The sequence below is a fragment of the Methylobacterium sp. Leaf361 genome (assembly GCF_001424445.1).
Lineage (GTDB): Bacteria > Pseudomonadota > Alphaproteobacteria > Rhizobiales > Beijerinckiaceae > Methylobacterium.
On record NZ_LMPY01000052.1, the window covers coordinates 1 to 11797 of the forward strand.

At 65.4% G+C, this 11797-nt stretch carries 9 protein-coding genes and 1 pseudogene; 7 read left to right on the top strand and 3 right to left on the bottom strand.

Annotation, left to right across the window (positions count from 1 at the left end):
• Positions 1-261: 261 nt before the first annotated feature.
• A pseudogene (locus ASG32_RS35400) lies at positions 262-1064 on the top strand (autotransporter outer membrane beta-barrel domain-containing protein); the annotation flags it as partial.
• A 440-nt stretch (positions 1065-1504) separates the two neighbouring features.
• Here the strand turns inward: ASG32_RS35400 and ASG32_RS26600 are convergent.
• Positions 1505-2701, bottom strand: a complete 1197-nt coding sequence (locus ASG32_RS26600) for a hypothetical protein (RefSeq protein WP_056532278.1) — start codon at positions 2699-2701, stop codon at positions 1505-1507.
• A gap of 1226 nt (positions 2702-3927) precedes the next feature.
• Positions 3928-4251: a hypothetical protein gene (locus tag ASG32_RS34195; protein WP_157862081.1), complete on the bottom strand. Its 324-nt coding sequence runs from the start codon at positions 4249-4251 to the stop codon at positions 3928-3930.
• Positions 4252-4751: 500 nt separating this feature from the next.
• On the opposite strand from ASG32_RS34195, the gene ASG32_RS26610 reads away from it, so the two are divergent.
• The 5 genes from ASG32_RS26610 (at position 4752) to ASG32_RS26630 (ending at position 10267) form a co-directional block, all read left to right on the top strand.
• The gene (locus ASG32_RS26610) at positions 4752-6191 is read left to right on the top strand and encodes an IS1182 family transposase (RefSeq protein WP_056532282.1); all 1440 of its coding nucleotides are present in this window, start codon (positions 4752-4754) and stop codon (positions 6189-6191) included.
• A 598-nt stretch (positions 6192-6789) separates the two neighbouring features.
• On the top strand, positions 6790-7860 hold the full coding sequence (locus tag ASG32_RS26615) for a GGDEF domain-containing protein (RefSeq protein WP_157862082.1): 1071 nt from the start codon (positions 6790-6792) through the stop codon (positions 7858-7860).
• 197 nt (positions 7861-8057) lie between these two features.
• The gene (locus ASG32_RS26620) at positions 8058-8972 is read left to right on the top strand and encodes a LysR substrate-binding domain-containing protein (protein WP_056532286.1); all 915 of its coding nucleotides are present in this window, start codon (positions 8058-8060) and stop codon (positions 8970-8972) included.
• A gap of 115 nt (positions 8973-9087) precedes the next feature.
• Positions 9088-9834: a glucose 1-dehydrogenase gene (locus ASG32_RS26625; protein ID WP_056532288.1), complete on the top strand. Its 747-nt coding sequence runs from the start codon at positions 9088-9090 to the stop codon at positions 9832-9834.
• A gap of 34 nt (positions 9835-9868) precedes the next feature.
• A complete protein-coding gene (locus tag ASG32_RS26630; RefSeq protein WP_056532290.1) occupies positions 9869-10267 on the top strand; it encodes a cupin domain-containing protein in 399 nt (132 codons plus the stop codon).
• A gap of 156 nt (positions 10268-10423) precedes the next feature.
• On the opposite strand, the gene ASG32_RS26635 is transcribed toward ASG32_RS26630, so the two are convergent.
• Positions 10424-10816: a helix-turn-helix domain-containing protein gene (locus ASG32_RS26635; RefSeq protein ID WP_020096271.1), complete on the bottom strand. Its 393-nt coding sequence runs from the start codon at positions 10814-10816 to the stop codon at positions 10424-10426.
• An 82-nt stretch (positions 10817-10898) separates the two neighbouring features.
• On the opposite strand from ASG32_RS26635, the gene ASG32_RS26640 reads away from it, so the two are divergent.
• Positions 10899-11630, top strand: coding sequence for an SDR family oxidoreductase (locus ASG32_RS26640; protein WP_020096270.1), 732 nt, complete (start codon positions 10899-10901; stop codon positions 11628-11630).
• The last annotated feature ends 167 nt before the right edge of the window (positions 11631-11797 follow it).

The window sequence follows — 11797 nt, forward strand, 5'->3', positions numbered from 1 at the left end:
CTGCTCTCCGACACGATCGACCGGCACCAGCGCGGGCTGGGCGGGGGCGCGGGCGCGTTCAGCGCGGGCGATCCGGGCCCGGGCCCGAACCGCACGGCGCTGCAGGTGCGCGGCGGCGCCGGGGCGGCGGCGGCGCCGCTTGCGGTGGGCGAGGGCCGGGTCTGGGCCGACGCGCTGTACGGGTTCGGTGCGCGCGCCGGCGACCGGGCTGCGGCGGGCGCCGGGTTCGACGCGGGCGGGCTGCTGATGGGCGTCGACCGNCGCGCCGGCGACCGGGCTGCGGCGGGCGCCGGGTTCGACGCGGGCGGGCTGCTGATGGGCGTCGACCGCCAGGTCGGGGCGGACACGCAGGTGGGCGGAGCGTTCAGCTACCTGCGCGCGGGCGGCACATCGCGGGGCGCGGGGCTGGGTCGGTTCACCACCGACAGCTACGGCGGGACGCTGTACGCGAGCACGCGGCTGGGCGCGGTGATCCTGCGGGGCACGGCGGGGATGTCGTACGCGGACGGGCGGGTGGACCGGACGGTGGCGCTGGGCGCGGCGGTGTCGCAGGCGTCCGGGCTGTCGTCGGGCTGGAACGGCGGGGTGTCGGGCTTTGCCGGCTACGCGCTGGCGACCGGCCTGCCGGTCGAGGTCGTGCCGGAGGTGGGCTTCAGCTACGACCGGCTGACGCGGGGCCGTGTGTCCGAGCGGGGCGGTCTGGTCGGGCAGGGCTTCGGCGGGCAGGGCTTCGGCGGGCAGGGCTTCGGCGAGCGGGGCGGTCTGGTCGGGCAGGGCTTCGGCGGGCAGGGCTTCGCGGTGGCCGACCTCGACGCGGCGCGCAGCCTGGTCGGCGGGCGGGTGACGAGTTGGGCGTTGGCGGGCATTCCGGACCTGCGCCTGGAGGGTCGGGCGTACTGGGCGCACGAGCTGGCCGACACGGCGGCGGTGATCCGCTCGAGCCTGTTCGGGGCGGGGTTCGCGGGCCGGACGAGCGCGCTGGGCCGGGACGGCGCGGTTCTGGGGGTGAGCCTGACGGGGGCGGTCGCCGCGGGCGTGCGGCTGTCGGTGGGCTATACCGGCGANCGGACGAGCGCGCTGGGCCGGGACGGCGCGGTTCTGGGGGTGAGCCTGACGGGGGCGGTCGCCGCGGGCGTGCGGCTGTCGGTGGGCTATACCGGCGATGTCCGCCCCGGCACCACCGCCCAGGTGTTCACCGCCGGCCTCCAGGCCGCGTGGTAGAGCATCGACGGACCTTCGAGCGTTCCTAGCTAGCCTTACGATCGGCGGATGCATGTCGTCGCCCGCCGATCGTTTACGTGGTCCCTCCCCCGCATTCGGCCGGCATAGCGTCCTACGCATCATCCGATCGTGTTACTCTCCAGGTCGGCCTCCTCGTCGACCATGCGGCCGGGGCTCCCGTTCGGCAGGTACCGATCGCGCTCCAAGGTGCGGGCGGCGTTTCGAGTGTGCGGCCGCCTCCAGCACTCGCCCGTCGTCGGCATCCAGGCGTGCGGGCGACCTGCTATTTCGACACCCACGCATCTTCGACCCAGATCTGTCCGTGCAGATCAGAAGCCAATGCCGCAGCTATCGCCTGCTGTGCTGTCGCCGTGTCGAGATCGGAGGCGACGACGGCGTCCTCCCCCTCGGACTCGGCGGGCCCTACCGAGAAGACCTTCTCCTTGCCGGTATCGACAAGTCTCGCATCGACACCCCGGAGCTGGACGTAGGAGACGGACTTGTCCTGAGGATCCTGCCACGCGGTAGCCCGGAGCGAGATCGCTTCCTGAGCTCCCATCGGATCCAGGTAGGACACCTCGCGGGTGAGGGCCATCTGGATCTCGCCTCGCCCGGCGTCCTTGCCCGACGAGACGATCGTCGCATCGGGGATGGCCTTCGGCAATGCGCGACCGAGGGCGGCGATCAGATCGGCGTCGCCCGGCTTCGCCTTGAGCTTGACGAGCTGGGACTTGTCGGCGACCTGCCCGTATTCCGCAGTCGCCACTCCCGGGAGCTTCTTCACCTTCTCGAGGAGCGCGGGAGCTCTCTCCGGATCGACGTCGATCGAGATCGACGAGGTGCCGCCTCTCAGGTCGGCGCAGTTCGGGACCAGACCGGCGGGATCCATCCGGGCACCTTCAGTGCGGACCAGCTTCACCAGATCGACGACGTTCGGAAGCTTCGTCGTCACCGAGAGGGTTCCGGGATCGGGTACGGGCTTGTCGCTCACGTCTTCAGTCTCGTCCTCTGCCGTCGAACCGGAGGGCAACGCGGTCGGATCCTCCTCCGAGAACGTCAGGCCGGTGGCTGCGATGGCGACGCTATGGTCCGGAAGCTTCAGAGAGCCGTTCAGCTGCTGCTCGTCCTTCGAGCCGCTCCGCTTGATCGACACGGCGACCCGATCCCCCGCCGAGCTTGCTCCGGCTCCGGAGAAGTTCGCGCCGTCGGCCTTCAGCGGGATCACCAGACGGTCGACGCGCCGCGACAGGGTGCTTGTCGGGTAGCAGACGTCGATGCTCGCGTCGGTGATCTGGCTGCCCTGCGAGGTCAACTTCAGGACGCCGTCGATCAGATACGTCGCCGAACCGTCCAGGGACCCTTCCGAAAAGCTGAGGTAGCGGGTCGACGGCTGCTGAGGTTGCGGCTTCTTCGATTTGCCCTGGGCATTCGCCTGACCGCACAGTCCGATCAAAACAATCGTCGCCACCAGGAACCGCATGTGACCTCCCCAGGTCCGCCGATCATGTGCAGGGCATCATGCCCGACGTTGCGGTGCACGGCCACCCGATCGCGGGCCACGCATGTCGGGACAGCTTGATCGGCGACCGACGTCGGTCGTCGGTCGTCGGATCGTCCCGGATCCTGGCTGTCGGTGCCGAGAACCTCGGCCGGGGAGCGATCCGATCGAACGCCGCCTCCAAGCGCATCTCGCCGATCGTCCGGCTGTAGCCGCATCGGCCGAATGCTGGAGATGTCATGATTTGTGATGGCTCCGACCGCGGATATCTATGAATGTTGGACGTCGTCGCGAGACATCAGTTCTCAATCAAAAGACTTCCCATTCCAACGAACGTAGCCTCCACCTCCGCCATGGGCATCCATATGGACCTTCGGGATGCGCTCGCGGCCTACCTTGACGTTGGCACCCAGCATATCGTGGGCCTTCTGGAGCAATGATCCGCGACGCAGATAGAACAGTACGGAGCAAACCTGCATGCCGCAATGACTGCTCCGTGAAATTTTTACCGGCACATCGGATCGCCTCGTGGGATATAATCAAGTCGGGCATGCCGTCACCATCGAGATCCCGCTCGATCAGGCCGGCGGGATCGATGCGCCCTTGACGACCATCGCACCCGTCATTGATCTCCTGCTTTGCCAAGTAGGCCGCCGCTCTTGATTCCGCCACAGCCGGCGCTGCAAAGAGCGAACCCATCAGGATCACGAAAGTCAGTCTTCCCATAAACATCGTACGTCTCCCGATAGTCGTCCCAAGCAGCCCGGAGTCAGCCTTTGCATTGACGCGACAGGCTTGACTTCGCCGATGCATAGCCGTGAGTCCTTACGGGCCACTTGGTGCGTTCGTCGAAGACGATGGCCGCTTTACCGCCCGAGCTCAGTAGTTCATCTATGTCCGGTCGCAACGGCCAGCTGTACAGCTCGTTGTTGGTCCTCGGCAGTACGGTCAGCTTGATCTGTCGTCCGGCAGCGGAGAGGGATAGCGTATCTCCAGCGCTTAGACCATTCTCGACGGAGTAGATCTCGAAGGACCTTTCGCCACCGCGCCGGCACGAGACGAATATGCACAGATTGGAGGAGACGCAGGAGGTGAACGCAGGATACGGAGTTCCTTTTGCCGGCTTCCACCCCGAGTTCGCAACCTGGACGCAGCACAGCATGAATAGGAGGGCGACCGCCCCCGATCTGGTTGACATGATATGGTCCCTACTCTGTTGAGATCGCGTCCATTTTCACGATTTTTCCCGCTGCGCCGCAGAACAGAGCCTTGATCGTCGCGGTGCGGCCGTTGCGGATCAATGTGGAATATCTATCGCGAGTAATCGCTTTCTGGCGTGGATCGGGAAAATCGTACAAAGCGGGTACGTTGATGTGCTGCTCGCCGCCTCTTTGGTTAAGTGTTAATCCGCGTACCGTTCCCTGCTCGAATGTTAGATCGCTGATGCGGCCGCGCAAGGCCATCGAAGAACAGTCCTTCGCCGGCGACAGGTTAGACATCGAGACAATTTTGCCGTCGACGGAACGATTCACCCTCATATCCGCGAAAACGACGCTGGATCCGGCGGTATATAGCAGAAATGAACCTAGATATTTTCCTATGCAACAACTTGCGGCTGGCATCGAAAGCTCCGTAGACGCGTATTCAAAGCAAGATTTTCGATCGCGATCCGCAGCGCAAGCCGTAAATTAGCGCAGGACTGATAATCATTTGGCTTAGAGGCTTCGGGTGGGAGCCGGCGTCACGAGTGCGGCTGGGCTCGGCGCATGCGGTCTAGTTGGACTTGGCGGAGGTCTTCTGCTTCTCTACAGGTCTATGGAGACTGTCCTAGTCAAAGACTCGCGCGATTGGCTTACAAAACTGACCTCCGGCCTCTGACCGCCTGGATCGTCGAGGACATGTCCGCTCGAGTGCCCGCGTGGCGCAGAAGCAGACCGGCAGCATTCCACCCCGAGCAGCCATACGGCTTCCGACCCTGGCTGTGTCAAAACCCCGATGGTGGTAGCTTTCCTCTGCACGACCGGAGGACGGCATGGGACGGTTCGTTGTCGGTGCCGAGCGCGATCAGACGACGCTATTTCCACCTTGCCTGGAAGACTGGATCGCTGAGGACAACCCTGTCCGCGTCGTCGATGCCTTCGTGGAGGCCCTGGACCTCGGCGCGCTCGGCTTTGCGGGCGTCGATGCAGCACGCACGGGTCGACCGGGCTACCATCCGGCCGCCCTGCTGAAGCTGTACGTCTACGGCTATCTCAACCGGGTCCCGTCGAGCCGACGGCTGGAGCGCGAAGCGGGCCGCAATGTCGAGGTCATGTGGCTGACCGGCCAGCTATCGCCCGATCATAAGACGATTGCCGAGTTCCGTCGGCAGAATGGCCCCGCCATCGGGCGCGTCTGTGCCCGCTTTGTCGCCTTGTGCCGCACGATGGGCCTTCTGACGGGGACGTGCGTCGCGATCGACGGCTCGAAGTTCAAGGCGGTCAACAATCGCGACCGCAACTTCACACAAGGCAAGCTCGACCGGCGCCGCCAACAGATTGAGGAGAGCGTGTCGCGTTACCTCTCCCAGCTCGACACGGCTGATCGGCAGGATCCTACGCCGGAACTGGTGGCCAAGGTGGAGCGGCTGAAGGAGAAGATCGCCCGCCTCGGGCAGGAGATGGAGCGGCTTGCTGGTTTAGAGGAGCAGATGAAGGCGGCGCCCGACCGGCAGGTCTCGCTGACCGATCCCGATGCGCGATCGATGGCCACCAGCGGGCGTGGATCAGGGTTGGTGGGCTACAACGTCCAGGTGGCGGTCGAGACCGAGCATCACCTGATCGTAGCACACGCGGTCACCAATGCCGGCTCGGACCGGGCGCAGCTCAGCGGCATGGCCGCGCGGGCCAAGCAGGCTCTGGAGGCGGACACGCTCGATGCGGTGGCCGACCGGGGTTACTATTCCGGTGAACAGATCCTGGCCTGCGAACGCGCCGGCATCGCGGTGACGCTGCCCCGGCCGATGACCTCGGGTGCCAAGGCCGCTGGACGCTTCGGCAAGGAAGACTTCCTCTACCGTCGTCAGGACAACATCTACGTGTGTCCGGCGGGTCAGACGCTGTCCTATCGGCACACCTCAGTGGAAAATGGCCTGACGCTGCATCGTTACTGGACGAACGTCTGCCCGACCTGCCCGATGAAGGCAGACTGCACGACGGGCAAGGAGCGCCGGGTGACACGGTGGGAGCACGAGGACGTGCTGGAGGCCGTGCAGCGCCGGTTGGACGGCGATCCGCTGGCCATGCGGGTCCGGCGCGAGACGGCCGAGCATCCCTTCGGCACGCTGAAGGCGCGGATGGGGGCGACGCACTTCCTGACCAAGACCCTGCCGCGCGTCTCGACCGAGATGGCGCTCCAGATCCTGGCCTACAATCTGACGCGCGTTCTCAACATCATGGGAAGCCGCAAGCTCTTGGCGGCGATCCCTGCCTGAGCGAAAGCCTCGGATCGCTCACTGAGGGACCGAAAGACAGTCCAGAGGCGCCTTCACAAAAACGGATCGTCGCTCGACCACAAAAGCTCGCTCCAAGCGATGGAAGGCCCATTCTCGCACGACCGGGACGTCACCTGACCGCAGATGCCCATTCTCCGAGTTTTGACACGGCCTGGACCCATTCCGGCCGCAGCCACAGCCGTCCGCATTTCTCGAAAGCGGTCATAGACAGAACGCGATTCAAGGTCGGCTCGGGATAGTCAGCGAGCCTCTGCGAGGCTGAACGCCGAGGCCAGCTCCGGTCAATGGAGGCGCAAAGCGGGCGGCGCGGCTCCGCCGGGCGCGTCATGCATGCTTTACTTAACGACCTTTCCTCCAAGACGTTCGTAGTAGCGTCGACAGGACTCGTTTTGCTTGATCTCTTAACCGGGGCTCAAGCCTTGCCATGCGCTGATTGGCCATGGCGTTCGCCCACAATGCCCCGCCTCCACCAGCTTGGCGCTTCGTTTCCTGGCTGACCACCTCGCCACTGCAGATTCCTCCGGACGTACTCAGGGTCTTGCGGAGGCGCCTTGTCGTGGGGACTGCCCCCCTTTGCGTGGCTGCCGTCGTCGGTGCCGCGCTGGCTAGTCTCGCCGTCCTGCGTGTTCCCACGCTGATGATGCTCTCTTGGCTGTGCGCCGACCTGGCACTCACCTTCGTGCGCCTCATCAGCATGTTGGTGATGAGGCGCGCCCTTCGCGGCCCGGCTCAACCATCAGACGGCGGGTTCCCGCTTACGGACCTTTACGTACTCAGCTCCATGCTGTGGTGCGCCCAGATCGGCTGCGGGGTTGGCTTATGTATGGCCTCGGCCGATCCGGTGCTGGTGCCGTTCGCCTGCCTTGCGACAACGGGATTTGTGGGAGGTCTAGCAGCCCGCAATCCTGGTGCACCGCGGATGACCGTGGTCCAGATGATCAGCGTGGTTGTGCCTTTCACGATCGGCGCGGTACTGAGCGGCCAACCCTGGCTCCTGGCCCTCTGCGGGCTGGCGCCGCTCTACCTGGTGGCTGTCGCGGCCGTGAACCGGCGCTTGCACACCGACTATGTAGCGCTGCTGCGTGCCGAGCTGGCGCTGCGCCATCAAGCCTTTCACTGCGGGCTCACCGGGCTGCCCAACCGCACCTTCCTCAATCAAGCCCTGGGATCCGCACTCGAGGGTACGGAGGGTGAGGAAGAGCATGCGGTCACACTGCTCTACCTTGACCTGGACGGCTTCAAGAGCGTGAACGACACCTACGGCCACGCTGCTGGCGACCTCCTTTTGCAGCTGGTGGCGCGCCGGCTGAAGGACGTGGTCATGGCCACCGACATTGTTGCCCGTATTGGCGGCGACGAGTTTGCCGTACTGTTGTCAGGGCCCCGAGCTGCATCCGCTGAGGTGATAGCCAGCATGATCATCTCGGCTGTGGGGCTGCCCTATGACCTCAGCCAAGGCACGTTGGTCCGGATCGGGGTGAGCGTCGGGATTGCAGAACGGGATCTAGATGCCTCCGACAGCCAGGCGCTCCTCGCTAGCGCGGATCGCGCCCTGTATGCCGCCAAAAAGCAGGGCAAGGGTACCTTTTATCGCGCGCCCCCCGCCAGGAAGGATGGCGACCGCATATCGAAGCACATCAGCGCATAAACTTGTTGAATGCTGAGCATAAACACGACCAACTGGACGGCTTGGTTGCTGCTGTAGCGGCATTTCCGGGCATAGCCTAATGCGGCTACTCCGCTTCGAAGGAATGGTGTCGAAAAGGCGGACGGTACCCTATCGACCCTACGCGGTCCTGCCGCGATACGGATTGCTTTCCCGCTAGCAGACACTTCACTGGCCTTATGCGGATCAATCGAGCCGATCTGGCCGACCTCGGGACCTTTCTCGCCATCGCGCGCCACCGCAGCTTCCGGCGGGCGGGTCTGGAGCTTGGCGTCAGCGCCTCCGCCTTGAGCCATGCGCTCAAGGCAATGGAGGCGCGCCACGGCGTCCGCTTTATCAACCGCACCAGCCGCAGCGTCACACTCACGGCGGCAGGGGAAGATCTGCTCGCTTCGCTGGAGGCTCCGTTCGCGGCGATCAGCTCCGCGCTCGACGTGCTCAACCAGCACCGGGAGCCGACCGAGGCCATAGGGCGAATCCGGCTCAACGTGCTGGAGCACGCGAGCACGCTGCTGCTCGCCCCCGTGCTGCCGCTCTTCCACGAGCGTCATCCGAAGATCGAGGTCGACGTCCGGGTGTCCAACGACCTGCTCGACGTCGTGGAGACCGGAGCCGATGCCGGCATCCGCTACGGGGGCTCGGTCCCTCAGGACATGGTCGCTCAGCGTCTGTCGGCCGACCTGCGCTGGGTCGTGGTCGGCGCGCCGGCCTATTTCGACCGGCATGGGACGCCGGATCATCCGCGCGACCTCGCAGCCCACCGCTGCCTGCGCATTCGGCTCGGCGACGAGAGCCTCTACCGCTGGGAATTCGAGAGGGCAGACGAGGCCATCGCGCTCGACGTCCCCGGGGCGGTAACGATCGACAACACGCAATTCGGCTTGGCGCTCGCGGTGGCCGGCGGCGGTCTGGCCTACCTGCCCGAGCCGTGCGTCGCGCCTTCGGTCGAGCGCGGCGAACTCCGCGTCGCGCTGGCTGATTGGGCTCCGATGGGGCCCGGCTTTCATGTCTATTTCCCCGGACGACGCCAACTGCCGACCGGATTGCGGTTCCTCATCGATCTGATCCGTGAGGTCAGGCCGCTCAAATTGTAACGGCCGCGCTCCGGCATTGAGCGGGGCTCATCGTTCCGATGAGGATCAAGCGGCTGATCGTCAGCCCACGCAATGTCTACGTCCGGCCCATCAAGGTCAGTCAAGAGATCGAGACATGCATCGCTTCACCGGAAAAGTCGCTTTCATCACGGGCGCGGCCAGCGGTATCGGCCGCGCCGCCGCGCTCGCCTTCGCGCGGGAAGGCGCGCGGGTTGCGATCACCGACCGGACTGAGGCTGCGCTCGATCAGCTTCGCGCCGAGATCGAAGCGGCGAGGGGCGAGGTGCTCGCTATCCGGTGCGACGTGTCGGTGCCGGAGGATGTCGAGGTGGCGGTTGCCAAAACCGCCGAGCGGTTCGGCCGCATCGACTGCGCCTTCAACAATGCCGGCGTTGAGAACAAGGCCGCTCCCGTCCACGAGATCACCCTCGACGAGTGGGACCGCATCCTCGACATCAACCTGCGCGGCACATTCGTGTGCATGAAGCACGAGATCGCGCAGATGCTGCGCCAGAGCGGCGGCGTGGTGGTCAACACCTCGTCCGGCGCTGGCATCAGGGGCGTGGCGGGCGGCGCGAGCTACGCCGCCTCCAAGCACGCCCTCATCGGCCTCACCAAGTCGGCCGCCCTCGACTATGCGAAGGCGAACATCCGGGTGAATGCCGTCCTGCCCGGAAACATCGAGACGCCAATGATGGACCGCTTCACCGGCGGCGACATCCAGAAGGCGATCGACCTTGAGCCGGTCGGGCGGCTCGGCAAGCCCGAGGAGATCGCCGAAGCCGTCTTGTGGATGTGTTCGGACCTCGGTGCGTTCGTCACAGGCGCATCAATCTCGGTCGACGGCGGCTGGTCACTCTGACGCGCGGTTCTTAAACCGACAGAGGATGGATCCCATGGAAATCAAGCGCAGCGGAAGTCAGCCTTCGGGCGCAGGGCCCTCCGAGTGGTTCTCCGGCACGGTGCGGATTGATCCGCTTCACAGCGCGCCCGATCCTGCCCGCGTCGCGATGGCCAGCGTGACATTCGAGCCAGGCGCGCGGACGGCGTGGCACACGCACCCGCTTGGCCAGACGCTAATCGTCACGTTCGGACGCGGATGGATTCAGCGCGAGGGCGGTCCGATCGAGGAAATCGCGCCGGGCGACGTCGTCTGGTTCGAGCCGAACGAGAAGCATTGGCACGGTGCCACTGCGAACACGGCGATGACGCACATCGCAATCCAAGAGCGTCTCGACGACAAGACCGTGACCTGGATGGAGCAGGTCACCGAACGGGAGTATTCCGGGTCCTGAATTTGGGCTGCAAGGTCCTTTTCCAGCGATACGGCGCCAAGAGCGGTCCGGCGGGTTTCCACCCTGAGCCGACATGTGCGTATGGGTACCAAGCGTGAGATTTGGACTACTAGATGTTCGGTCCCGGCATCCGGCGATCCGAAAGCGGACGCGTTTTCACGGCTTCATTTTGATGCTGTCATGTTCGCGGTTGGCCGCATCAATCGCCGCACCGTTGTTGAGTGCCCACGCGCAGAGCGCCTCAAAGGGCTCGCGTAGTGAATGGCCGAGCGGGGTGATCGCATACTCGACGCCGATGGGTGCGGTCGGCAGCACCGTCCGGGTCACCAAACCATTGCGCTCCAGCCGCTTCAGCGCGTCCGCCAGCGCCTTGTGCGTGATGCCGTCGAGCCGCCGCTTGATCGCGTTGAACCGTGAAGGCCGCGGGCAAAGCACCGTGAGGATCAGGATCGTCCACTTGTCGGCGATCTTGTCCAGCACCGGGCGGACCTGCGCCATGTTGGCGAGCGCGCAAGCGGACGCGGCATCGAAGTCGGTATCGTCGGCCATATCTAGGCTACCTTAAGTGCGTTCTTGATAGCAGATACACGCTGTGTATCTGCTGCGCCATCGCAGATGAAGGGATGCCCCGATGGCTCGCATGCAAGACAAGGTTGCGCTGGTGATCGGCGGGGCGAAAGGCATCGGCCTTGCGGTCGCCGAGCGGCTGGCGGTCGAAGGCGCGTCGGTCGTCTTCACCGGGCGGCGCGCCGACGAGGTCGACGCAGCCGCTGCGAGGATCGGGCGCGGTGCGCAGGGCCTCGTCGCGGACGCAGCCCAACAGGAGGATCTGCACCGCGTCGTGGCGACGGTGCGGGAGATGCATGGCCGGATCGACGCGCTGGTCCTCAACGCGGGCATCTCGGAACCCGCGACCCTGCGCGACGGGACGCCCGAGCATTTCGACCGGCACTTTGCGGTCAACGTCCGTGGGGCTGTCTTCGGGTTGCAAGCGGCTCTGGGCGCAATGGGGCGGGGTGGGGCCGTCGTGCTGATGGGGTCGATTGCCGACGTCATGGGCGTGACGCCCTACGGGACCTACGCCGCGACGAAGGCAGCGCTGCGCTCCTACGCGCGCACATGGACGGCGGAACTGGCCCCACACGGCATCCGCGTGAACGTGGTGGCCCCCGGTCCGACCGATACCGCCATGATGGCGAGCGTATCTGAGGACGGGCGGGCCGCACTCATCGCGCCGATCCCGCTCGGCCGCATGGCGCGTCCCGAGGAGGTGGCAGCGGCCACGCTGTTCCTACTGAGCGACGAGGCGAGCTTCGTCGCGGGGGCCGAACTGTGCGTCGACGGCGGGATGCAGCAGGTCTAGCGTCCCGATAGCAGTTTCAGGGTGTCCGCTTCCGCCGGTTTGCATCCCCGAAGCGGACCATCTTGAAGCCTGAAGAGTTTCGGTCGCCGCGAGGCGTACGAAAGTCTTGGATGAACGAACCCGCGGGATGGCGGGCGGGCCTATGGGGATTTGGGCTGGGCGTCGCC